23 protein-coding genes and 1 pseudogene are annotated in these 21,900 nt (G+C 76.2%); 9 read left to right on the forward strand and 15 right to left on the reverse strand.

Annotated elements, in window-relative coordinates; translation table 11 throughout:
* Positions 1-10: 10 nt before the first annotated feature.
* Positions 11-82 (forward strand): annotated as a pseudogene (locus ACK586_RS16250) (DUF1028 domain-containing protein); the annotation flags it as partial.
* Positions 83-124: 42 nt separating this feature from the next.
* Here ACK586_RS16250 and cydB read toward each other — a convergent pair.
* Both cydB and ACK586_RS16260 read right to left on the reverse strand, forming a co-directional pair.
* Positions 125-1,180, reverse strand: a complete 1,056-nt coding sequence (cydB, locus tag ACK586_RS16255; protein WP_409331535.1) for a cytochrome d ubiquinol oxidase subunit II — start codon at positions 1,178-1,180, stop codon at positions 125-127.
* A gap of 27 nt (positions 1,181-1,207) precedes the next feature.
* Entirely contained in the window at positions 1,208-2,800 is a 1,593-nt protein-coding gene (locus ACK586_RS16260) for a cytochrome ubiquinol oxidase subunit I (RefSeq protein ID WP_409331536.1), read from the reverse strand.
* A 113-nt stretch (positions 2,801-2,913) separates the two neighbouring features.
* On the opposite strand from ACK586_RS16260, the gene ACK586_RS16265 reads away from it, so the two are divergent.
* Together ACK586_RS16265 and ACK586_RS16270 are read left to right on the forward strand one after the other, a co-directional pair.
* Positions 2,914-3,288, forward strand: coding sequence for a BlaI/MecI/CopY family transcriptional regulator (locus ACK586_RS16265; protein ID WP_409331537.1), 375 nt, complete (start codon positions 2,914-2,916; stop codon positions 3,286-3,288).
* A gap of 1 nt (position 3,289) precedes the next feature.
* Positions 3,290-4,225 (forward strand): M56 family metallopeptidase, encoded by a 936-nt coding sequence (locus tag ACK586_RS16270; protein WP_409331538.1) that lies wholly within the window; start codon positions 3,290-3,292, stop codon positions 4,223-4,225.
* 112 nt (positions 4,226-4,337) lie between these two features.
* Here ACK586_RS16270 and ACK586_RS16275 read toward each other — a convergent pair whose 3' ends face one another.
* From ACK586_RS16275 to ACK586_RS16305, 7 genes are all read right to left on the reverse strand, one after another.
* Entirely contained in the window at positions 4,338-5,231 is an 894-nt protein-coding gene (locus ACK586_RS16275; protein ID WP_409331539.1) for an oxidoreductase, read from the reverse strand.
* Complete coding sequence (locus ACK586_RS16280; RefSeq protein ID WP_425330388.1) at positions 5,228-7,522, reverse strand: heavy metal translocating P-type ATPase; 2,295 nt, start codon at positions 7,520-7,522, stop codon at positions 5,228-5,230. The genes ACK586_RS16275 and ACK586_RS16280 overlap by 4 nt, the downstream gene beginning before the upstream one ends.
* Positions 7,519-8,415 (reverse strand): hypothetical protein, encoded by an 897-nt coding sequence (locus ACK586_RS16285; RefSeq protein ID WP_409331540.1) that lies wholly within the window; start codon positions 8,413-8,415, stop codon positions 7,519-7,521. Before ACK586_RS16285 ends, ACK586_RS16280 begins: the two co-directional genes overlap by 4 nt.
* Positions 8,416-8,422: 7 nt before the next feature.
* Positions 8,423-8,632: a heavy-metal-associated domain-containing protein gene (locus ACK586_RS16290; protein WP_409331541.1), complete on the reverse strand. Its 210-nt coding sequence runs from the start codon at positions 8,630-8,632 to the stop codon at positions 8,423-8,425.
* An 18-nt stretch (positions 8,633-8,650) separates the two neighbouring features.
* Complete coding sequence (locus ACK586_RS16295; protein WP_409331542.1) at positions 8,651-8,959, reverse strand: metal-sensitive transcriptional regulator; 309 nt, start codon at positions 8,957-8,959, stop codon at positions 8,651-8,653.
* Between the two features lie 39 nt (positions 8,960-8,998).
* Positions 8,999-9,376 (reverse strand): MerR family transcriptional regulator, encoded by a 378-nt coding sequence (locus ACK586_RS16300; protein ID WP_409331543.1) that lies wholly within the window; start codon positions 9,374-9,376, stop codon positions 8,999-9,001.
* 74 nt (positions 9,377-9,450) lie between these two features.
* A complete protein-coding gene (locus ACK586_RS16305; RefSeq protein ID WP_409331544.1) occupies positions 9,451-9,960 on the reverse strand; it encodes an Hsp20/alpha crystallin family protein in 510 nt (169 codons plus the stop codon).
* A gap of 481 nt (positions 9,961-10,441) precedes the next feature.
* Here ACK586_RS16305 and ACK586_RS16310 point away from each other — a divergent pair, with 481 nt between their 5' ends.
* The 4 genes from ACK586_RS16310 to ACK586_RS16325 all read left to right on the forward strand — a co-directional run bounded on the left by ACK586_RS16310 (position 10,442) and on the right by ACK586_RS16325 (position 13,150).
* On the forward strand, positions 10,442-10,819 hold the full coding sequence (locus ACK586_RS16310; protein ID WP_409331545.1) for an STAS domain-containing protein: 378 nt from the start codon (positions 10,442-10,444) through the stop codon (positions 10,817-10,819).
* A gap of 72 nt (positions 10,820-10,891) precedes the next feature.
* Positions 10,892-12,205 carry a YibE/F family protein gene (locus tag ACK586_RS16315; protein ID WP_409331546.1) on the forward strand — a complete coding sequence of 438 codons (1,314 nt, stop codon included), beginning with the start codon at positions 10,892-10,894 and terminating at the stop codon, positions 12,203-12,205.
* Positions 12,202-12,831, forward strand: a complete 630-nt coding sequence (locus tag ACK586_RS16320) for a class I SAM-dependent methyltransferase (RefSeq protein WP_409331547.1) — start codon at positions 12,202-12,204, stop codon at positions 12,829-12,831. The genes ACK586_RS16315 and ACK586_RS16320 overlap by 4 nt, the downstream gene beginning before the upstream one ends.
* Positions 12,821-13,150, forward strand: a complete 330-nt coding sequence (locus tag ACK586_RS16325; protein ID WP_409331548.1) for a TraR/DksA family transcriptional regulator — start codon at positions 12,821-12,823, stop codon at positions 13,148-13,150. The genes ACK586_RS16320 and ACK586_RS16325 overlap by 11 nt, the downstream gene beginning before the upstream one ends.
* Positions 13,151-13,222: 72 nt before the next feature.
* Here the strand turns inward: ACK586_RS16325 and ACK586_RS16330 are convergent, their stop codons facing one another.
* From ACK586_RS16330 to ACK586_RS16350, 5 genes are read right to left on the reverse strand one after another with little or no spacing between them, the layout of a single operon-like run.
* Positions 13,223-14,182 (reverse strand): glycosyltransferase family 2 protein, encoded by a 960-nt coding sequence (locus ACK586_RS16330; protein ID WP_409331549.1) that lies wholly within the window; start codon positions 14,180-14,182, stop codon positions 13,223-13,225.
* A complete protein-coding gene (locus tag ACK586_RS16335; protein WP_409331550.1) occupies positions 14,176-15,054 on the reverse strand; it encodes a glycosyltransferase family 2 protein in 879 nt (292 codons plus the stop codon). Before ACK586_RS16335 ends, ACK586_RS16330 begins: the two co-directional genes overlap by 7 nt.
* 30 nt (positions 15,055-15,084) lie before the next feature.
* Positions 15,085-16,116 (reverse strand): prenyltransferase/squalene oxidase repeat-containing protein, encoded by a 1,032-nt coding sequence (locus ACK586_RS16340; protein WP_409331551.1) that lies wholly within the window; start codon positions 16,114-16,116, stop codon positions 15,085-15,087.
* Between the two features lie 46 nt (positions 16,117-16,162).
* Positions 16,163-16,948 (reverse strand): class I SAM-dependent methyltransferase, encoded by a 786-nt coding sequence (locus ACK586_RS16345; RefSeq protein WP_409331552.1) that lies wholly within the window; start codon positions 16,946-16,948, stop codon positions 16,163-16,165.
* Positions 16,949-16,958: 10 nt separating this feature from the next.
* Positions 16,959-18,227 carry a glycosyltransferase family 4 protein gene (locus tag ACK586_RS16350; RefSeq protein ID WP_409331553.1) on the reverse strand — a complete coding sequence of 423 codons (1,269 nt, stop codon included), beginning with the start codon at positions 18,225-18,227 and terminating at the stop codon, positions 16,959-16,961.
* Positions 18,228-18,312: 85 nt separating this feature from the next.
* Between ACK586_RS16350 and ACK586_RS16355 the strand changes: the two genes are divergently transcribed.
* Together ACK586_RS16355 and ACK586_RS16360 are read left to right on the forward strand one after the other, a co-directional pair.
* A complete protein-coding gene (locus ACK586_RS16355; RefSeq protein WP_409331554.1) occupies positions 18,313-18,606 on the forward strand; it encodes a Dabb family protein in 294 nt (97 codons plus the stop codon).
* A 124-nt stretch (positions 18,607-18,730) separates the two neighbouring features.
* Positions 18,731-19,759 (forward strand): DUF4192 domain-containing protein, encoded by a 1,029-nt coding sequence (locus ACK586_RS16360; protein ID WP_409331555.1) that lies wholly within the window; start codon positions 18,731-18,733, stop codon positions 19,757-19,759.
* 3 nt (positions 19,760-19,762) lie between these two features.
* Here ACK586_RS16360 and ACK586_RS16365 read toward each other — a convergent pair whose 3' ends face one another.
* Entirely contained in the window at positions 19,763-21,841 is a 2,079-nt protein-coding gene (locus tag ACK586_RS16365; protein WP_409331556.1) for a S9 family peptidase, read from the reverse strand.
* Positions 21,842-21,900 lie beyond the last annotated feature (59 nt).

Consider the following 21,900-nt stretch of genomic DNA (forward strand, 5'->3'; position numbering starts at 1 on the left):
GGCCGCCCCGGTGACCTTCTCGATCGTCGCCCGCGACCCGGCGACCGGCGAGCTCGGCATCGCCGTCTCCTCCTGCATCCTCGCCGTGGGGCGGGGCGGGGCCCCCGCGGGCGGAACGGGTGCCTCACGCGCGGACCTCGTCGGGAGCCTCGTCGGGAGCCTCGCCCGCGGTCTCGCCGGAGGCCTCGGTGTGCTGCGGCTCGGCGGTCAGCCGCTTGCGGAACACCCAGTACGTCCAGGCCTGGTAGGCCAGCACGACCGGCAGCCCGACGGCCGCGGCCCAGGTCATGACCGTGAGCGTGTAGTCGCTGACCGAGGCGTCGGCGATGGTGACGTCGAAGGCGGCGTCGATCGTGGACGGGACGACGACGGGGTAGGCGGCGCCGAAGACCGTCGCGGCCGCGGCCACGAGCATCGCCCCCCACGCGGCGAACGCCTGACCCTCCCGGCCGGCCCGCAGCCGGGTCCAGGCCAGCACCACCGACAGCGCCGCGCCCAGCCACAGCAGCGCGGTGACCGCGGTGCCCGACCGCAGGTGGACCAGGCCGGCCCACAGCAGCAGCGGCAGCGCGGCGACGGGCGTCCAGCGCAGGGCGAACGCGCGTGCCGCGGCCCGGACCGGCCCGTCGGTCTTCAGGGCGAGGAACACCGCGCCGTGCACCAGCGAGAAGGCCACCACCGCGGCCGCGCCGAGCAGCGACGACCAGCCCAGCCCGGCGAAGGCCCCGCCGACCCGGTTCCCCGCGGCGTCGATCGGCAGCCCGAGAGTCGTGGCGCCCAGCGCGGCGCCGATACCGGCGGCGGCGACGAGCGAGCCGCCGGTGATCACCCGGGTCCACGTGTCGTCCCAGGCGTCGGTGTGGTGCGCGTGCCGCCACTCGAACGCGACCGCCCGGACGATCAGCCCGAACAGCACGAGGACGAAGGGCAGGTACAGCGCCGGCAGCCAGGTGGCGTACCAGCCGGGGAAGGCGGCGAACACCGCCCCGGCGGCGGTGATCAGCCACACCTCGTTGCCGTCCCACACCGGGCCGATGGTGCGCAGCATGAGGTGCCGGTCGGCCCGGCGGCGGCCGAGCACCGGGAGGAGGGCGGCCACCCCGAAGTCGAAGCCCTCCAGCAGGAGGAAGCCGATCCAGAGCACCGCGACGGCGGCGAACCAGAGGGTCTGCAGGTCCATGATTTGTGTCTTCCTGGGTCCGGTCGCTCAGTACGCGAAGGAGAGGACGTCGTCGTCGCGGTGCTGCCGCGGCGGGCCGCTGCCGGGTGCGCCGTCGTCGTCCCCGTCGTCGTCCCCGGCGCGCTGCGACGGCAGGGTCACCGGCGTGGGGTGCGTGTCGCCGGTCGTGACGCCGCGCCGGACGAAGCGGGTGATCAGCCACAGCTCCACCACGGCCAGCGCGCCGTAGACGAGGGTCAGGCCGACCAGCGAGGTGAGCACCTCGCCCGCGCCCACTCCGGGGGAGACGGCCTGGGCGGTGAAGAAGTACACCTGCTCGCCGACCGGGACGTCGGGGTTCGGGTGGACGACGAACGGCTGGCGACCCATCTCGGTGAAGATCCAGCCGGCCGCGTTGGCCACGAACGGCGCGGCGACGGCGAGCAGCGCACCGTGGACGCCGAGCCGCGAGGTCGGCACCCGCCCCTTCCTGGTCGACCACAGGGCGTAGGCGGCGACACCCGCCGAGACCGCGCCCATGCCGATCATCAACCGGAAGCTCCAGTAGGTGACCGCGAGCAGCGGCGCGTAGTCGATCTCGGTGCCGGCCCGGGAGCCGAACGACGGGTCGTCGGGGTAGGTCTCGCCGTAGACGGCGGCGTACTCCTGCTGCAGCTCGTTGACCCCGGGGACGGCGGTGGAGAAGTCGCTGTGGGCGAGGAAGGAGAGCAGGCCCGGGACGGTCCAGGAGTGGACGTCGTCGCACTCGTTGGAGCCCAGCTTGCCGAAGGCGAGGATCGAGAAGGGCGCGGGCGCCTCGGTCTCGCACAGCGCCTCGGCCGAGCTCATCTTCAGCGGCTGCTGCTCGTACATGAGCTTGGCCTGGAAGTCGCCCGTCACCGCGACCAGCACGAACGCGACGAGGGAGACCCAGCCGCCCAGGCGCACCGACCGGTGCCACACGGCGTGGTCGACGTCGGCGACCGGCTGCCCGGCCAGCTTCCGCCGGCGCAGGTGCCACAGGCCGATGCCGACCAGCAGGGCGCCGGCGACCATCGCCGACGCGGCGAGGGTGTGGCTGTAGGCGGCCAGGGCGGTGTTGTTGGTCAGGACGGCGGCGAAGTCGACCTGCACCGGCCGCCCGTCCGCGCCGACCTCGACGCCGACCGGGTGCTGCATCCAGGAGTTCGCCGCGATGATGAAGTACGCGCTGATCCACGAGCCGATGACCGCGGCCCACAGCGTGGCCAGGTGCAGCCGCTTGGGGATCCGGCCCCAGCCGAAGATCCACAGCCCGAGGAAGGTCGACTCGAGGAAGAAGGCCAGCAGCGCCTCGAGGGCCAGCAGCGAGCCGAAGACGTCGCCGACGAAGCGGGAGTACTCGCTCCACGCGAGGCCGAACTGGAACTCCTGGACCAGCCCGGTCGCCACGCCGAGGGCGAAGTTGATCAGGAAGATCTTGCCCCAGAAGCGGGTCATCCGGAGCCACTCGGGCTTGTTCGTGCGCACCCACAGCGTGTGCATGATCGCGACCAGGAGCCCCAGGCCCAGGGTCAGCGGGACCATCAGGAAGTGGTAGACGGTCGTGATGCCGAACTGCCACCGGGCCAGGTCCAGCGTGTCCATGCCGAGCACGTCCACCGTGCAGCTCCCTCGGTCGTCCCACTCGCCGCTTCTTTTCTACGCTGCGTAGAAGACAAAGTTCTACGACTCGTAGACAATCGGCGTGTGAGCTCGCGGACAGGGAGGGACCTTTGGCCTCACTAGGGGATCTCGAAAGGACCGTGATGGACCGACTGTGGTCCTCCGGTGACGGTCTGTCGGCCACGGAGCTGCGCGATGCGCTCGCCGACCGCGGCCTGGCGCTGACCACCGTGCACACGGTGCTCGGCCGGCTGGAGCAGAAGGGGTTCGTCGAGCACGACGAGGCGCGGCCGCGCCGGTTCCGGCCCACCGCGACCCGCGAGCAGCACACCGCCGAGCTGATGCACGAGGTGCTCGGGCAGGCCACCGACCGGCAGGCCGTGCTCGCCCGGTTCGTGGGCAGCGTCGACGCCGAGGAGGCCGCGCTGCTGCGCCGGCTGCTGGACGGCACCGGGGACGCCGCCGGGGCCCCCACCACCGCCTGAGGTGCTGCCCGCGACCGCGGCCGTCCTGGCGGTGCTGGCCGCGCTGCTGGCGTGGCCGGTCCCGGCGTTGCTCGGCCGCGCCCGCTGGCCGCGCCGCGACCCGCTGGCCGCCCTCGTCTGCTGGCAGGCCGTGGGGCTGGCCGGCGGGCTGTCCATCCTCGGCGCGCTGCTCGTGCACGGGCTCGCGCCGCGGGGGCACTCGCTGCCGGAGGCGGTCGGGCACGTGCTCACCGGCGCCGCGGCCGCGGACCCGGTCCGCGGCGACCACTGGGTCGCGCTGACCCTGGCCGGCGTCCTGGCCGCCCAGCTGCTCGGCGTGCTCGGCCTCTCGTGGGTGCGGACGGTGCGCACCCGCCGCCGGCACCGCGAGCTGCTGGAGCTGGTGGTCCGGCCGGCCGCCACCGTGCCCGAGGCCCGGCTGCTGGACCACCCGGCGCCGGTGGCCTTCTGCATCCCCGGCGCGCGGCCGCTGCTGGTGCTCTCCTCCGGCATGGTCGCCGAGCTCGACGACGCGCAGCTGGCCGCCGTCGTCGCGCACGAGCGGGCGCACCTGCGCGAGCACCACCACCTCTACCTGCTGCCGTTCGTGGCGTGGGAGGCGGCGCTGCCGGTGCTGCCCGCCGCGGCCCGGGCGCACGCCGCGGTGCGCACGCTGGTCGAGATGCGGGCCGACGACGTCGCGCTGGGTGCCCTGCCCGGGCCGGACCGGCGGCGCACGCTGGCCCGGGCGATCGTGGCGGCCGGCGCGCACGGCGGCGGCCCCGGCGTGCCGGCCGGGGCGCTGGCCGCCGCGGGGAACGCGGTCACCGCGCGGGTGCGCCGGCTGCTCGAGCCGCCCGCGCCGCTCCCGGCCGCCGCCCGTGCCGCCGTCCTCGCCGCGGCCGGGCTGCTGATCGCCGTCCCGACCGCGCTGCTGCTCCTCCCCGCCGTCCTCTGAGCGGGGCCGGCACGCGCGGACGCCCCGACCGCCACTCTGCGGGCGGTCTCGGCACGTTGCCGGCGGGATCCCGCCCGCAAGGTGCCGAAACCGGCCGCAGAGTGGCCGTCTGCTACGCGGCGAGCGCGGCCGGGAAGTCCACGCCGGTGAGCTCGGCGGAGCGGGTCCACAGCCGGGCGGCCAGTGCCGGGTCGCTGGCGGCGGCGGTCCGGCCGACCAGCGTCGGCCCGCCCCGGGTCTCGGCGAACCGGCTCGGGCCGGCGTAGCTGCCGCCGGGCACGTCGGCGGTGGCCGCGAAGACGATCGGCAGCGCGCCCTCGGCCGCGCTGGTGGCCACCACCCGGTTGGCGACGGCCATCAGGGCGTCCCAGACCCGGTTGCCGGTGTGGCTCTGCAGGTTCGTCGCCGCGTACCCGGGGTGCGCGGCCGTCGCCCGCAGCCGCGATCCGGCCGCGGTCAGCCGCCGCTGCAGCTCCAGGGTGAACAGCAGGTTGGCGGTCTTCGTGGCCGCGTAGGCGCCGGTGGGGGAGTAGGGACGGCGGCGCCAGCCCAGGTCGTCGACGTCGAGGCCGCGCATCCGGTGGGCCGACGACGAGACGGTCACGACCCGGTCGGTCAGGTGCGGCAGCAGCAGGTTGGTCAGCGCGAACGGCCCGAGGTGGTTGACGCCGAGGTGGGTCTCGAACCCGTCGACGGTCTCCCCGGCCGGCACCCACATGACCCCGGCGTTGTTGACCAGCACGTCGAGCGGGCCGCTCCAGCCGGCCGCGAACTCCCGCACCGAGACCAGGTCGGCCAGGTCGAGCCGGCGCACCTCGGTCGAGCCGGGCAGCGCGGCCGCGGCCCGCTCGCCCCGTCCGACGTCGCGCACGGCCAGCACGACGTGCGCCCCCGCGGCCGCCAGTGCCCGGGCGGTCTCCAGCCCCAGCCCGCTGTTCGCGCCGGTCACCATCGCGGTGCGGCCGGCCTGGGAGGGGACGTCGGCCAGGGACCAGGAAGCCGTCATGCCGACCGAGCGTAGGCGCGTTCCGCGGGGCGCCCGTCCGGCAGCGGGCCGGCGGCACCCCGGTTCTCCGCCAGCGGCGCGAAGCCGCGCAGACGCAGGCTGTTGGTCACGACGAACACCGAGCTGAACGCCATGGCGGCGCCGGCGATCATCGGGTTGAGCAGCCCGGCCACGGCCAGCGGGATGGCGGCGACGTTGTAGGCGAAGGCCCAGAACAGGTTGCCCTTGATCACGGTCAGGGTGCGCCGGGCCAGCCGGATCGCGTCGGCCGCGACCCGCAGGTCGCCGCGGACCAGGGTGAGGTCGCCGGCCTCCATCGCCACGTCGGTGCCGGTGCCCAGCGCCAGCCCGAGGTCGGCCTGGGCGAGCGCGGCGGCGTCGTTCACGCCGTCCCCGACCATCGCGACCACCCGGCCCTCGGCCTGCAGCCGCCGGACGACGTCCACCTTCTCGGCCGGCAGCACCTCGGCGACGACCTCCTCGATGCCCACCTCCGCGGCCACCGCGCGCGCGGCGCGCTCGTTGTCGCCGGTGAGCAGCAGGGGGCGCAGGCCCAGGTCCCGCAGCTGGCGCACGGCGGCGGCGGAGGTCGGCTTCACCGCATCGGCGACCACCAGCACGCCGCGGGCCGCGCCGTCCCACGCGACCAGCACTGCGGTGCGGCCGTCGGCCTCGGCCGAGCTCCGGGCCGCGTCGAGCTCCGCCGGCACCGTGGTCGAGCGGTCGGCGATCAGCCGCTGCCGGCCGACGACGACCGCCCGCCCCTCGACCACGCCGGTCACGCCGAGCCCCTCGGTGCTGGCGAAGCCGTCCACCGGGGGCAGCGACCCGGCCTCGGCGGCAGCGCGTGCCACGGCCTGGGCGATGGGGTGTTCCGAGGCCGCCTCCAGGGCACCGGCCAGCCGGAGGACCTCGGCGGCGTCCTCGCCCGCGGCCGGGACGACACCCTGCAGCGTCATCCGCCCGGTCGTGACCGTGCCGGTCTTGTCCAGGACCACGGTGTCGGCCCGGCGGGTGGACTCCAGCACCTCCGGCCCCTTGACGAGGATGCCCAGCTGCGCGCCGCGCCCGGTGCCGACCATGAGGGCGGTCGGCGTGGCGAGCCCCAGCGCGCAGGGGCAGGCGATGATCAGGACGGCGACGGCGGCGGTGAACGCGGCGGACTGCTCGGCGCCGGCACCGAGCCAGAACCCCAGCGTGCCGGCGGCGATCACGAGCACCACCGGGACGAACACCGCCGAGACGCGGTCGGCCAGCCGCTGGACCTCCGCCTTGCCGTCCTGCGCGGCCTCGACCAGCCGGGCCATCTGGGCCAGCTGCGTGTCGGCGCCGACGCGGGTGGTGCGCACCACGAGCCGGCCCCCGGCGTTGACCGTTCCGCCGGTGACGGCGTCGCCCGGGCCCACCTCGACCGGCACGGGCTCGCCGGTGAGCATCGAGGCGTCGACGGCCGAGGAGCCCTCGGTGACCACGCCGTCCGCGGCCACCTTCTCCCCGGGCCGGACGACGAACAGGTCGCCGACGGCCAGCTCCCCGGCCGGGACGCGCACCTCGGTGCCGCCGCGCAGCAATGAGACGTCCTTGGCGCCGAGCTCGAGCAGTGCCCGCAGGGCCGCGCCCGAGCGCCGCTTGGCCCGGCCCTCCGCGTAGCGGCCGGCCAGCAGGAACGTGGTGACCCCGGCGGCGGCCTCGAGGTAGATCTGCCCGCCGCCGTCCCCGCGCTGCACGGTGAACTCGAACGGGTGCGTCATGCCCGGCGTCCCGGCGGTGCCCCAGAACAGCGCGTACACCGACCAGGCGAGGGCGGCGAGCGTGCCGAGCGAGACCAGGGTGTCCATGGTGGCCGCGCCGTGCCGCAGGTTGGTCCACGCAGCGCGGTGGAACGGCAGCCCGCCCCAGACCACGACGGGCGCGGCCAGCGTGAGCGACAGCCACTGCCAGTACTGGAACTGCAGCGCCGGGACCATCGCCATGGCGACGACCGGGACGCTGAGGGCGACCGACACCAGCAACCGGGTCCGCAACGGTCGCAGCCCGTCCGTCTCCGGGGCGTCGTCCGCCGGCTCCGGACGCGGCCGGGGCAGCGTCGCGGTGTAGCCGGTCCGCTCCACCGTGGCGATGAGGTCGTCGGCGGTGACGTCGCCGTCGACGGTCACCCGCGCCTTCTCGGTGGCGTAGTTGACCGTCGCCGTGACGCCGTCCATGCGGTTGAGCTTCTTCTCCACCCGCGCGGCGCACGAGGCGCAGGTCATCCCGCCGATCAGCAGCTCCACCTGCGCCTGCCCGGTCACGGGACCTCCACGGTGAACTCGGCGGTGCGCACGGCGTCGCCGTGCCGGAAGTCCAGGAACAGCCGGTACGTGCCCGGAGAGGGCGCGGTCGCGCCGAAGACGACGTGCGGTCCGGGTGCCGGCGCCGCGCCGGGCACCTCCGGCACCGGGTGCACGTGCACGTAGCCGAGGTCGCCCTGGCGCAGCACGACGAGGTGCCCGAAGGCGCCCAGGTGGGGCTGCAGGTCGGTGACGGGGACGCCGTCGCGGCTGACGCTCAGCTGCACCCGGGCCTCCTCGCCCGCCGTCAGCCCTCCGGTGAGCACCACGGTGTAGCCGTCCACCTCCGCGGTGACCGACGGCGGGGGCAGCGGCTGCGGGGTGAAGCCGCCCGGCACCGCGAGGTCGGCGCCGAGGGTGAGCCCCTCGCCGAGCCCGGCGGGTGCGAGGTCGGCGACGACGCGCCAGCTGCCGGGGGTCAGGTCCAGCGGCGCGGTCCACGTGCCGTCGGGCGCGAGGGTCGGGTGCACGTGCTGGTAGCCGGTCAGGTCGCGGCGGACGGCGACCAGGTGCAGGTCCTCGTCGTGCTCCACCTCGACGGCCGTGACCGGCGCGCCGTCGGGGCCCAGGATCCGGAAGGACAGCGGGATGCCGGGTCCGGCGGGCAGGGTGTCGGCCGTCAGGTCGAGCGTGTAGCCGGACTCGCTGACCGCGAGGCCCCCGACGGCGACGTCGGTCGTCGGGTCGCCGCCCGTCGTCGCGCCGTGCGCGCCGTCGGTGTGCGGTTCGGCGGTGTGCGCGCCGGTCGCCGGCTCGGCGTCCACCGGGCCGACCGCCGCTCCGACGCCGACGCTGGCGGCGAAGACGGCGGCCAGCCCGACGGCGAAGGCGGCGATCCGGGTGGGCGTCTGCACGGCGGGATCAGCCCGCCGCGAGCTCGTACCCGGCCTCCTCGACGGCGGCGGCCACGGCGGCCCCGTCGAGGGGGGCGTCGCTGGTCACGGTGACGGCGCCGGTGGGCAGGTCGACCTCGACCCCGTGGACGCCGGGCAGGGCGCCGACCTCCTCGGTGACCGCGGAGACGCAGTGGCCGCAGGTCATGCCGGTGACGGTGTAGGTGCTGGTGCTCATGGTGGTTCCTCCCGGGGGTCAGCTGCGGACGAGTCGGGCGATCGCGGCCGAGGCCTCGCGGACCTTCTCCTGCGCCTCGGGACCGCCGGCCTGCGCGGCCGCGACGACGCAGTGCGACATGTGCTCCTCGAGCAGGCCGAGCGCGACCGACTGCAGGGCACTGGTCATGGCCGAGACCTGCGTGAGGATGTCGATGCAGTACTTCTCGTCCTCCACCATCCGCTGGAGGCCACGGGCCTGCCCCTCGATGCGGCGCAGGCGCTTGAGGTAGTCGTCCTTGCGGGAGATGTAGCCGTGCGGGGCGTGCGCGGCGGCGCCGTCGTCCATGCCGCTAACCATACCCCCGTTGGGTATGGACGGCCAGGCTCATCCGGCAGGTGGGTCGTCCCGCTCGGCGCGCAGCCGGTCGACCGTCCCCTGGAGCCGGGCGCTGTCGGCGCGGGCGTCGGCGAGCTCGTCCTGCAGACCGAGGATGACCTCGGCGGAGGCGAGGGTGTGCCCGTCGTCGAGGAGGGCGCGCAGCCGGGCGGCCAGGGCGAGCTGGGTGCGGGAGTAGCGGCGGTGACCGCCGGGGGAGCGGTGCGGCCGCAGCACGCCGGATCCGTCGAGGCTGCGCAGGAACGCCGCCTGGACGCCGAGGAGGTCGGCCGCCTGGCTCATCGTGAGTGCCGGGAAGTCGGGGTCGTCGAGCCGGCGCAGCGGGTCGGTGCCCGCGCCGGCCGCTCCGCTCTCGCCTGCTGCCACGATGACCTCCCCAGGGACGACGGAGGGCCGGACCTCGCGGTCCGGCCCCCGGTCGGTGGACGTCGCGCCTGCCGTCAGCTCTCGACGGCCTTCTGCTCCGGCCGCCCGGACCCGGCCTGCTCGCCCTCGATGGTGCGCGACCCGACCTCGGTGGGCGTGTCGGCCCGCGTGACGGCGATCTTGCGGGCCCGGGCCTTCTCCGCCACGGGGATGCTGAGCGTGAGGACCCCGTCGTGGTAGTGCGCCTCGAGCCGGTCGGTGTCCAGGCTGCGGCCCAGGACCAGCTGCCGGGTGTAGCTGCCGAACGGCCGCTCGGCGACGCTCCACTCCGCCCCCTCGATCTGGGGTACCGAGCGCTCCGCGCTGATGGTCAGCGTGTTGCCCTCGACCGACAGGTCGATCGAGCCCGGGTCCACGCCGGGCAGGTCGAAGTGGGCGACGAAGTTGTCACCGACGCGGTAGGCGTCCATGGGCATGCCCGACAGGGGGCGGGCGGTCGTCGACCCCGCGCGGCCGGTCAGCTGGTCCAGCGCCCGGAAGGCGGCGGACGTGGCGGCGAACGGGTCGTAGGCGGTCAGCATCATGGCTGGTCAACCTCCTGGTCGTACGTGAGGGTGTTCGCTGCCCGAGGGATTACCTCTAGTGGCGACTGGAGAATACCTCACTCGCGCACGTCGGTAAACATCCCGTCGGGCATGGTGTTCCCGGATCGGTCCCCCCAGTCCGGGGATTCCTCCGACCGCACCTGGAGCCGCACGCTGACCGTGTCGCGCCGGACACGGGAGGACCACGCATGACGCCACCGGACCCCCGGCTGCGCCGGCTGCTCTCCCGTTCGCGGCGGCAGGGCAGCGTCCCGCCGGTCGGCTATCCCGGTCCCGCGGCGCCCGACGCGCCCGGCCACCCACCCCTTCCCGCACCGGCGCCGGCACCGATCCCCGGCAGTTGAGCAGCGGGCGGCCCGGTCCCTCTCCTGACCAGCCGTGCCGGGAGGCAGGAGGCGGCTCGCGGACCGCCCGGACCCGTGCGGGGGACATCGGCGCCGGCGGGTGCGACGATCGGCCGGTGAGCGGAGCGGAGCAGGAGGGGACCGCGGTCGGGCATGCCGGGCCGGCGGGCACGGACGTCCTCGACGTCCGCGAGGAGCGGGACGGCGAGGTCTGCCGGCTCACCCTCCGCGGCGAGCTGAGCGAGGCCGCCCGGAGGCCGCTGGTCCGCGCGCTCACCGACGTGCTGCTCGAGGTCCCGACGCTGCGCCGGGTGGAGCTGCTGCTCGGCGACGTCACGTTCATGAACAGCGCCGGCATGGCCGTGCTCGTGCAGCTGCAGAAGATGGCCGCCCCGCGGGGCGTCGGGATCGTCCTGGTGCGGCCGCGCGCGGTCGTCGCCCGGCCGCTGCAGCTGTCGGGGCTCTGGCACCGCTTCACGGTCACCGAGAACTGAGCGTCCCGGCTGCGTCCGGGTCCTGCCGCGAGCGTGCGCGGACGGGGCGGACGGGGTCCCTACTCTGGCGGGGTGCCGTCCCACTCGCCCGACCGCGTCGGCCACGTCGGCCACTCCCACGGCCCCGACCCGGACGCACCGCCCCCGTCGGCCGAGGTCCTCGCCCGCCGCCGGCGGGCGGTGCACCTCATGCTCTTCCTGCTCGTGCCCGTCGGCCTCGCCACCGTCGTGGGCCTCGTGGCGCTGTGGCCGCCGGACGGGCCCAGCCGGGCCCAGCAGGCCGCCGACGTCTTCTTCCCGGCCGGCACCACCTATCCCGACGCGCGGGTCGTGTCGATCGATCCGTACGACTGCTCGCTCCCCAACGCCGACGGCACGGTGCAGGAGCTGACCTGCGCGTCCGTCGTCGTCGAGGTGCTGGAGGGCGAGGGGGCCGGGCAGTTCCAGCAGCTCGACCTGCCGGCCGAGGTCTACGCCGCCGGCATCGAGGTCGACGACGTCCTCGTCCTCACCCGGGATCCCGGCGCGGAGGGCGGACCCTCGTACAACTTCTTCGACTACGAGCGGACGACGCCGCTGGTCCTGTTCGCCCTCGCCTTCGCCATCGTGGTCGGCGCGGTGGCCCGGCTGCGCGGGCTGGCCGCCCTGGTCGGCCTGGCCTTCGCGTTCTTCGTGCTGCTCCAGTTCGTGCTGCCCGGGCTGCTGTCGGGGCAGTCGCCGACGGCGGTCACGCTGACCGGTGCGTCGGCGATCATGTTCGTCGTCCTCTACCTCGCGCACGGCTTCTCGGCCCGCACGACCACGGCCCTGGTCGGCACCCTCTTCGGGCTGGCCCTGGTCACCGTGCTGGGCGCCGTCGCCGTCGCCGTCGCCCGGCTCACCGGGCTGACCACCGAGGAGACCGTCCAGCTGCAGTCGTTCGACCCGAGCCTGGACTTCTCCGGGCTGGTCCTGGCCGGCGTCGTGGTGGCCGGCCTCGGCGTGCTCAACGACGTGACGATCACCCAGGCCTCGGCGATCTGGCAGCTGCGCGAGGTGGACCCGTCGATGGGCTGGCGCTCGCTCTACCGGCGCGGCATGGCCGTGGGCCGCGACCACATCGCCTCCACCGTCTACACCGTCGTCTTCGCCTATGCCGGGGCGGCGATGCCGCTGCTGCTGCTGTTCGAGATCTACGCCCAGCCGGCCGGGGTGACGCTGACCAGCTCGGCGCTGGCCGAGGAGGTCATCCGTACGCTGGTCGGCGGGATCGCGCTCGTGCTCGCGGTGCCGGTGACGACAGCCGTCGGGGCGTTCTTCGCCACGGCCTCGGGAACGGAGACGGTCCCCATGCAGGACGAGAGCCCGCGGGGACCGGCCGCGCTCCGGACCCGGTTCGCCCGGTGAGCGCCACCGTGTCCGACCTGCTGGCCGCGGCGGAGGCGGCGGAGGGGTTCATGCCCGCCGACGAGGGGCGTGCCCTCTACGGGGCGGCCCGTGCCGTCGCCGTCCCCGGGCCGCTGCTGGAGGTCGGCAGCTGGATGGGCAAGTCGGCGCTCTACCTCGCCGCGGCCGCCCGGGAGACCGGCCGGCAGGTCGTCACCGTCGACCACCACCGGGGCTCCGAGGAGCACCAGCCCGGCTGGGAGTACCACGACCCGGCGCTGGTCGACCCGCACGTCGGGCTCGTCGACACGCTGCCGCGGTTCCGCCGGCAGATCGCCGAGGCCGGCGCCGAGGACGTCGTGGTCGCCGTGGTGACCCGCTCGGAGACCCTGGCGCCGCTGTGGGCCACGCCCCTGGCGCTGCTGTTCCTCGACGGCAGCCACACCGAGGAGTCCGCCCGCCGGGACCAGGACGCCTGGGTCGCCAAGCTCGCCGTCGGCGGCACCCTGGCCATCCACGACGTGTTCCCCGACCCCGCCGACGGCGGCCAGGCGCCCTTCGGGGTCTACCAGCGGGTCGTCGCCTCCGGGGACTTCGAGGAGCTGCCCGGCACGGGGTCGCTGCGGCTGCTGCGGCGTGTCCGCTGACCGGCTGCCCGCCGAGCGGGACGCCGCGCTGGCCTCGATCGCGGCGCTGACCGGCGAGTTCGACGCCGTCGTCGCCGCCTCCCGGGCGTCCAACGCCGACGACGAGCACGACCCCGAGGGCGCCACGATCGCCTTCGAGCGGCAGCAGGTGGCCGCGCTGCTCGCGGCGGCCCGCCGCCGGCTGGCCGACGCCGAGGCCGCGCTGGCCCGTCACGCCGAGGGCCGCTACGGCGTGTGCGAGGGCTGCGGCGGTCCGATCGCGGCCGAGCGGCTGGCCGCCCGGCCCACGGCGCGCACCTGCATCACCTGCGCCCGCTGAGGTCCCGCCGAGATCTGCACACTCGGCACCATCAGCCGCTGATGCCGACGACTGTGCAGATCTCGGCGACGGTCAGCTGACGTACCGCCGGGCGGTCGAGCGGCGTTGCGCTGCGTCGAGGGCGGCGAACCGGGCCTCGGCGTGCGGCGGCAGGACCCGCCGCTCGCGGGCCACCCACACCGCGCCGCGCGCGGCCGCGAGCAGGGCCTGCGCGGTCACCCGGTCGCGCGGCAATGTCCGCAGCAGGTGCGCGGTGCGGCGCAGCGCCGGCCGCAGCGGCCGGCGCAACCACGTCGTCCACAGCGTGTTCCGGATCCCGTCCCGGCGTCGCCCGTGCGGGTCGCGCGCCCGGCTGGCCTGGTGGTGCACGGTGAGCTGCGGCAGGTAGCACAGCTCCCACCCGGCGGCGGCCAGGTCGCCGGCCATCAGCTCCTCTTCGCCGCCCAGCCACAGCCGCTCGGAGAACCCGCCGACCGCGGCGAAGGCCTCGCGGCGGACCACCGACGCGCCGGCCAGGAACGACCCCAGCGCGGGGCCGGGCAGCCAGGAGGCGCCGACCACGGGGGAGTCGCGCAGCTCGGCGACGATCGGGTCCTCCGTGCCGCCCGGCTCGACGAGGATCCGTGCGGTCACCACCGCCAGCCGCGGATGGGCGTCGAGGACGTCGGCGGCGGCGCGCAGCGAGCCCGGCTCCCACCACGTGTCGTCGTCGCAGAACGCCACGTAGGGCGTGTCCAGCCGCGAGACGCCGACGTTGCGGCCGGTCGCGCCGAGGTTGCGCGGGCTGGCGACCAGCTCGACCTGCGGGAACCGCGCCCCGACGGCGTCGGCGGTGCCGTCGGTCGACCCGTTGTCGACCACGACGACGTGCGGCTGCTCGGGCAGCGCCAGCAGCCGGTCGACGGCGAGCAGCAGCTCCTCGCGCCGCTGGTGGGTGATGACGACGACGGCGATCCGGGCGTCGGCCCGGACCGGCCGGACGGGCCCGCCAGGAGCCGGCGCGCGGTGGACGGCAGCGGGGTCGGTCAGCATCCTGCGCCCTCCAGCAGCCGCCGCCTCGCCACGACCGCGCCGGGCGCGCGGCGCCGCCGGCGCAGCGCCTGCGGCACCTCGCGGAGCGCCCGGGCCAGCCCTCGGCGCCCGGACGGACCCTCGCGCAGGGCGGCCAGGGCCACCCGGGCGACATCGGCCGGTGGCAGCCGCAGGACCGCGGTCAGCATCCGCGACCGCCAGATGGCGGTGCGCCGGGCCGCCGCGTCGTGCCGGCGCACCGACGGGTGGTGGTGCACCGTCACCGTGCCGACGTAGGCCAGTCCCCAGCCGGCCGCGGCCAGGTCGAGGCTGAGCCGCTCCTCCTCCCCGGGGAACCGCACCACCGGGTCGAATCCCCCCGCGGCGAGGAAGGCCTCGGTGCGCACCATGGCGCCGCAGGCCACGAACCCCAGCAGCGCGGGCCCGGGCAGGTCCGGCTCGGTGCCCAGCGGGCTGGCGGCCATCTCGGCGCAGACGGGGTCGAGCCGTTCCTCGGGGCCGACCAGGATCCGGGCGTTCAGCACCGCCAGCCGAGGGTGGTCGCGCATGATCGCCGCGGCGCGGGCCAGGTCGCCCGGCGCCCACCAGGAGTCGTCGTCGGCGAAGGCGACGAAGGGCGTGCCGGCCAGCTCGGTCCCGATCGTGCGGGCCCGCGCGCCCACGTTCCGGGTCAGCGGCAGCACCGTGACGCCGGGGTGGGCGGCCCGGACGGCCTCGACCGAGCCGTCGGTCGAGGCGTTGTCGACGAGCACGACCGGCGCCTCGTGCCGCGGGAGCGAGGCCAGCAGGTCCTCGTGGCGGTCCCGGCTCATCACCACGACGGTGACGTCGTCGGTACCCGCGGGCGACCGCTGGGTGGAGGTGCTCGGCACGCCGGGGTCCCTGCCCCGCCCGCCGCCGGGTCAACCGGTGCGCGGCGTGAACTCCTCGTCCGCCTCGACGGCGGGCAGCGCGGCGGGGTCGGCGAACAGGCCGGCCGCGCCGGTGGCCCCGCAGAGGGCGTCGGCGGCGAGCACGACGGCGGCCGCCGTCCAGGTGGTGCGCTCGATGGGCCACCGCTTGCCGTCGGCGAAGACCAGCCCGGTCCAGTAGGCGCCGTCGGGGTCGCGCAGGTGCTGCATCGCGGCGACCTGCTCGAGGGCGTCGTCCGGGCGGCCGGCGGCGGTGAGGGCCAGGGCGAGCTCGCAGGTCTCGGCTCCGGTCACCCAGGGCCGGTCGGAGACGCAGCGGATGCCCAGCCCGGGGACGACGAAGGTCTCCCGGCTCTCGGCGAGCCGGTCGGTGGCCGCCTCCCCGGTCAGCGCGCCGCCGAGGACCGGGTAGTACCAGTCCATCGAGTATCGGGAGCGGTCGGCGAAGGCCTCGGGACGCGTGCGCAGGGCCGTGCCGAGGTCGACGGCGGCGAGCTCCCAATCCGGCTGGGGCTCGCCGGTCAGCGCGGCGAGCGCCACGCCGCAGCGCAGCGCCTGGAACAGGCTGGCGTTGCCGGTCAGCAGGGCGAGCCCGTCGGGGGTGCCGTCGGGCCGCATCGCCCAGCCGATGGCGCCGCCGGGCAGCTGCATGCGGACGACCAGGTCCAGCCCCCGGCGCACCGCGGGCCAGAGCTCGGCGACCAGCGCGTCGTCCCCCGTGGTCAGCCACCGGTGCCACAGGCCGACCGCGAGGTAGCCGGCGTGGTTGCTCTCCACCTCGGGTGAGGTCTGCGCGTACACCGTCCGGGCGCGGCGCCGGTACTCGGCGGCCCAGGAGCCGTCGGGCCGCTGCCGCGCCGCCAGCCAGCGGTACGCGGCCGCCGCCCGGTCGTGCCGCCCGCCGACGTCGAGGGCCATGGCGGCCTCGATCGAGTCCCACGGGTCGAGCTGCCCGCCGCGGAACCAGGGCAGCGCGCCGTCGGCGTCCTGCTGGTCGGCGATCCAGTCGACCGTTCGGCGCACCTGCCCGCCCGACAGGACGCCGGGCAGCTCCGGCAGGTGCGCCGGCTCAGCGCGCAGCGGCTCGCTCCCGCTCGGGCTCGCCGGCGGTGGCCGACCAGCGCCGGGCGGCCGGTGCCCGGGCCGCGGCCGGCTTCTCCGCGTACACGACGAGGCTCTTGCCGATGACCGGGTCGAGCACCTTCTCCGCGGTCCGCGTCAGCCAGGGCCGCTTCGTCAGGTCCCACACCAGCAGCCGGTGGTAGGCCCGCACGGCGGCGTTGTCGCGCTCGACACCGGTCGCGCACTTGAGCCACCAGAACGGCGCGTGCAGCGCGTGGGCGTGGTGCTCGCGGCCGGGCTCCAGCCCGACGGCGGCCAGCCGGGCGCGCAGGTCGGCGCCGCGGTAGATGCGGATGTGGCCGCCCTCGTTGGCGTGGTAGGAGTCCGACAGCGCCCAGCAGATCCGCTCCGGCAGCCACCGCGGCACGCTGACCGCGACCCGCCCGCCGGGCTTGAGCACCCGGGCGATCTCGGCCATGGCGGCGGCGTCGTCGGGGATGTGCTCGAGCACCTCCGCGGCGATGACCCGGTCGACGCTCGCGTCGGGCACCGGCAGGTGCAGCAGGTCGCCGCGGACCGCGGTGGCCGAGGCGGCGGCCGGCGCCTCCCCGGCCTCCCCGATCGCGGTCAGCCACCGCCGCGTCGTGCGGACCTCGTCGGTGCCCCAGTCCAGGGCGACGACCCGGGCGCCCCGGCGGTAGGCCTCGAAGGCGTGCCGGCCCTCGCCGCAGCCCAGGTCGAGCAGGGTCATGCCGGGGCGCAGGTCGAGCAGGTCGTAGTCGACGGTCAGCACGGAGCGGTCCTCACGGGTGGGCCTTCTTCCGGTCGAGCACCTCGGCGTACCAGGCGGCGGTGCGCTCGGCGGCGGAGCGCCAGGTGTAGGAGGCGAGCACCCGCCGGCGGCCGGCGCGGCCCAGCTGCTCCTGCAGGGAGGGGGAGTCCAGCACCAGCTTCAGCGCCGCGGTGAGCTCGTCGACGTCGCCGGCCCGGACCCGCACGCCCGCCTGGCTGCCGACAACCTCCGGCAGCGCCCCGGCGTCGGTGGTGACCAGCGGGGTGCCGCAGGCCATCGCCTCGATCGCCGGCAGCGAGAAGCCCTCGTACAGCGACGGGATCGCCACGACCGCGGCCTGCTGCAGCAGCCCGACGAGGTCGGCCTCGGGCAGCGAGCCGGTGAAGGTGACCGCGTCGTGCAGCGCCAGCCGGTCCAGGGCCGTCTGCGCCGGCCCGCCGGGGCGGGCGCTGCCGACGACGGTGAGCCGGACGGCGCGCTCGGTGCGCAGCTTCGCGACCGCCTCCAGCAGGTGCACCAGCCCCTTGAGCGGGACGTCGGCGCTGGTGACCACCACGATCGAGTCGGGGTCGCGCGGCCGGTCCGCCGGGGGCGGGGTGAACACGTCGGGATCGATGCCGACCGGGACGACCGAGATCCGCTCCGGCGGCACGCCGAGGTGGGTGCCGATGTCGCTGCGCGAGCTCTCCGAGACGGTCGTGATGGCGTCCAGCCGGGGGGCGACGCGGGCCTGCATGCGGGCGAAGGCGTACCAGCGGCGCAGGGTCACCTTGCGCCACGGCGACGGGGCCGCGGCCAGGTCCAGCTCGCGGTCGATGGCCACCGGGTGGTGCACCGTGGCGACCGTGGGGACGCCGGCCCGGACCAGCCGGAGCAGGCCGTACCCCAGGCACTGGTTGTCGTGGACGACGTCGAACGCGGGCAGGGGATCCTCGCCGCGCCGCCCCAGCAGCAGCCGCGCCGCCCGGAGGCTGAAGGTGAGCGGCTCGGGGAAACCGGCGGCGGCCATGGTCGCCCACTCGGCGACGTCGACCCAGTCGCGGATCTCCGACGGCCGGACGATCCGGAAGGGGTCGGGCTCGCGGTAGAGGTCGAGGCTGGGCACGCGGACCAGGGGGACGCCGTCGTCGAGCTCGGGGTAGGGCTGGCCGCTGAGGACGTGGACGTCGTGGCCGAGCGCCGCGAGCTCGCGGGACAGCGCGCGGACGTAGACGCCCTGGCCGCCGCTGTGCGGCTTGCTGCGGTAGGACAGCAAGGCGATGCGCAGCGGCCGTCCCATGACCGGGACTCTAACGACCCGATGCCGCCGGCCAGGACGCGCCGGTCGGGTGCGGACCCGAGGGGGCCGGTGACAGGGTGTGCGCATGCTGCGCCACGTGGTCGTGTTCACCTGGTCCGACGACGCCGACGAGGAGCGCCGTGCGGCCACCCTCGCCGAGCTGCGCCGACTGCCCGAGACCGTCGGCGGGATGACCTCCTTCGCCATCGGCCCCGACGCCGGCCTGCGGGAGGGCAACGCGCACGCCGCGCTGGTGGCCGACTTCCCGGACGCGGCCGCCTGGCGCCGCTACGCCGAGGACCCCGTGCACCTGCAGGTCATCGCCGACCACGTGACGCCGATCCTGGCGTCGCGCACCGCGGTCCAGTACGAGGTCTGAGGCCCGCCCGGCGGCGCCAGCCCGCCGGACGCCGGCCGGGGCGCCGGTGTCCCCAGCCGACGGGCCTGTCCACAGATCGCGCTGCCGGCGGCCGCCGACGGCGGCGGCACCGCACGGTCGGGGCATGGACGAATCCCTGCGCCTCCCCGTGCGCGTCTCCGACCCCGGTGAGGTCGTCGCCGCGCTGCCCACCCTGCTCGGCTTCGTCCCGGACGAGTCCGTCGTCCTCGTGGCGCTGGACGGCGGCGGGCGGGTCGCGCTCACCGTCCGCACCGACCTGCCCGCCGGCCCCCGAGCGGTGCCGGCCGCCCGGGACCTGGCCGGCCGGGTGGTGCGGGCCGAGCCCGCATCGGTGCTGCTGGTGGTCGTGTCGGAGGCGCCGGACGACGCCGCGGCGCTGCCGGGGGCACCGGGGGTGGTGGTGCCCGGGTTGCCGCACCGCGCCGTCGTCCACCACGTGGTGCTGGCGCTGAGCGGGGTCGACGTCCCGGTGTGCGACGTGCTGCTCGTGCGGTCGGGCCGGTGGTGGTCCTACGACTGCCCGCAGCCCTGCTGCGCCCCCGGTGCCGGCACGCCGCTGCCCGGTGGGGTGTCGCCGGTGGCGGTCGCGGCCATCGCCGCCGGTGTGGTGATCGCACCGGACCGGGCCGCCCTGGGCGCCCGGATCGCGCCGGCGCCCGGCCCGGACGCCGAGGTGCTCGCGGCGGCCGCCGGACAGGTGGCCGGGCCCGCCGCGGGGGCCGGCCCCGGGTGGGCGGCCGTCACCGAGGCGCTGGAGCTGTGCCGCCCGGGAACGACCGCCGCCGTCCCGGACCCCCAGCTGGCGGCCGTCCTGTGGGCGCTGACCGACCTGGAGCTGCGGGACCGCGCCCTGGGGTTCGCGCTGGGCGCGGACGCGCCGGCCGCCGAGGTGCTCTGGACCGAGTGCACCCGCCGGGCGCCCTCGCCGCTCGATGCCGCTCCCGCCGCCCTGCTGGCGGTCTCCGCCTGGCTGCGGGGGGACGGCGCGATGGCGAACCTGGCGCTGGAGCGCGCGCTGACCAGCTCGCCGGGCTACCGCCTCGCCGTCCTGCTGGCCGGCGCCCTGGACGGGTGTTTGCCGCCGGCGGCGCTCCGTGCCGTCATCGCCGACCTCGTGGCGGAGACGGGGTGACCGTCACAGCAGCGCGGGGCGCTCCCACGGCCGGTCGAGGACGTGCTCGGCCAGGAAGGACAGCACCGTCTCGTACCAGATCGTCGAGTTCCCCGGCGTGAGCACCCAGTGGTTCTCGTCCGGGAAGTAGAGGAACTTGGACGGGACGCCGCGCTTCTGCAGGCCGTACCAGAGCTGCAGCGCCTCGCCGACCGGCACCCGGTAGTCGCGGTCGCCGTGGATGACCAGCATCGGGGTGCGGATGGCGTCCACGAAGCGGTGCGGGGAGTGCAGCTCGTAGCGGCGGGGCTCGGTGAACGGGTCGCCCCACTCCTTCTCCCAGTAGTAGGCCGCATCGGTCGTGCCGACGAAGGAGTCGAGGTTCCACAGGCTCGCGTGGGTGACGATGGCGCGGAAGCGGTCGGTCTGGGTGGCGATCCAGTTGGCCATGTAGCCACCGAACGAGCCGCCCATCGCCGCCGTCCGCCCGGCGTCCAGGTCCGGCCGCTCGAGCGCGGCGTCCACCGCGGCCATGAGGTCGGTGTATGGCGCCTCGCCCCAGGACCCCCATCCCCGCCGGACGAAGTCCTGCCCGAAGCCCTGCGACAGCGCCGGGTTGGGGAGCAGGACGGCGTAGCCCCGGGCGGCCATCACCCACGGGCACCAGCGCCACGACCAGGAGTTCCAGCTCATCAGCGGGCCGCCGTGGATCCACAGCAGCAGCGGCGCGGGGGAGTCGGCGGACGCGCCCTCGGGCAGGACCAGCCACGACTGCACCCGTGCCCCGTCGGCGGCCGTCGCGGTGACCTCGTGCAGGGTGCCGGGCAGCGGCCCCAGCGCGCCGGGGGAGGGCAGCCCGGCCGGCTGCTGCCCCGGCTCCTCAGGGTCGAGCCGCACCGGTGTCGGCGGCTCGTCGTAGGCCGACCGCAGCGCGTAGAGGGCGCTGCCGTCCCGGGCGACCCGCAGGTCGCTGTAGGCGCCGTCGGCGGTCAGCCGGACGGGCTCGCCGCCGGCGACGGGCACGCGGAAGACGGCGTGCCGGCCGTCGTCGTCGGCCAGGAAGTAGACGACCGACCCGTCGGCGCCGAACTGGGGGGCGCTGGGCCACCGGTCGAAGCCCGGGGTGAGGTCGCGGGCCTTCCCGCCGGCCGCGTCGACGAGCAGGAGGGTGTAGTCCGGCGGGTCGGTGTAGCTCGACAGGGTCTCGCGGACGCACACGACGGCCGACCCGTCGGGGGAGAAGCGGGCGGCGTAGACGTCGGCCAGCGGGTCGTCGACCAGCGGGCGGGACTCGCCGGTGGCGGTGTCGAGCACCGCGACGCGGTTGCGCCGGCCGGCCGGGCCGTCGGGCACCGACTCGACGAGCAGCAGCAGCCGGCCGTCGGGGGAGAGGACGGGGTCCTCGCCGCCACCGGCCGGCGGACGTGCCCCGGGCGTCAGGTCCCGCAGCGGTACCGGCTCGCCGGGAGCGCCGGAGGGGTCCTCCCCGGGGAGCTGCCCCGCCCAGTACAGGTGCGAGGTCTCCGGTCCCAGGTCGCTGTCCCAGTAGCGCACCGGGTAGCGCTCGTGCAGCACCGCGGTGACCCCGGCGTCCTTGCGCGCCTTGCGGCGGGCGGCCTCCTCGTCGGTGTCGGCGGCCCCGGGCATCGCGCGGGCGGCGACCACGACGTCCCCGCTGCCGGCGGCGACGGTCACGCCGCCGATGCCGCCCGGGTGGCCGGCCACGAGCCGGGCCTCGCCGCCGTCGGCGGGCAGGGACCACAACGCCGGCTTCGGGTCGCCGGCGTCCGCGCCGGCGGCGGGGTCGGGCCGGGCCGAGGTGAACAGCAGCGAGCCGTCGGGCGCGAACACCGGCGACGCCTCGCCGGGGGCGCTGCGGGTGAGCCTCCGCGGCGCGCGCCGCCCCTCCGGGTCGACCTCCCACAGCGCCGAGACCCACTTCTTCCGCTCCGGGTCCAGCGTCTGCACCGAGACGGCGAGCCGGCGGGCGTCCGGGGACAGCGCCAGCCCCGTCACCCGCGGCAGGGCCACGAAGTCGGCCAGCTGCTCGAACGGGTTCTCGGCGGAGGGGCCTGCGGGGGCAGCGGCGTCGGGGGAGCTCACCCCGGTCACCGTAGTGAGCGCCGCCGCGCCCGGCCCCCTCGCAGGGCCCGTTCGGCCCC

The organism is Trujillonella humicola (assembly GCF_046233715.1).
GTDB classification, from domain to species: domain Bacteria; phylum Actinomycetota; class Actinomycetes; order Mycobacteriales; family Geodermatophilaceae; genus Trujillonella; species Trujillonella humicola.

Coding starts and splice junctions, on each gene's coding strand:
- ACK586_RS16355 (WP_409331554.1), top strand. CDS start 18,313: ATGCTGCGCCACGTGGTCGTGTTCACCTGGTCCGACGACGCCGACGAG.
- ACK586_RS16295 (WP_409331542.1), bottom strand. CDS start 8,959: ATGGACGACGGCGCCGCCGCGCACGCCCCGCACGGCTACATCTCCCGC.
- ACK586_RS16275 (WP_409331539.1), bottom strand. CDS start 5,231: ATGACGGCTTCCTGGTCCCTGGCCGACGTCCCCTCCCAGGCCGGCCGC.
- ACK586_RS16290 (WP_409331541.1), bottom strand. CDS start 8,632: ATGAGCACCAGCACCTACACCGTCACCGGCATGACCTGCGGCCACTGC.
- cydB (WP_409331535.1), bottom strand. CDS start 1,180: ATGGACCTGCAGACCCTCTGGTTCGCCGCCGTCGCGGTGCTCTGGATC.
- ACK586_RS16305 (WP_409331544.1), bottom strand. CDS start 9,960: ATGATGCTGACCGCCTACGACCCGTTCGCCGCCACGTCCGCCGCCTTC.
- ACK586_RS16350 (WP_409331553.1), bottom strand. CDS start 18,227: ATGGGACGGCCGCTGCGCATCGCCTTGCTGTCCTACCGCAGCAAGCCG.
- ACK586_RS16330 (WP_409331549.1), bottom strand. CDS start 14,182: ATGCTGACCGACCCCGCTGCCGTCCACCGCGCGCCGGCTCCTGGCGGG.
- ACK586_RS16360 (WP_409331555.1), top strand. CDS start 18,731: ATGGACGAATCCCTGCGCCTCCCCGTGCGCGTCTCCGACCCCGGTGAG.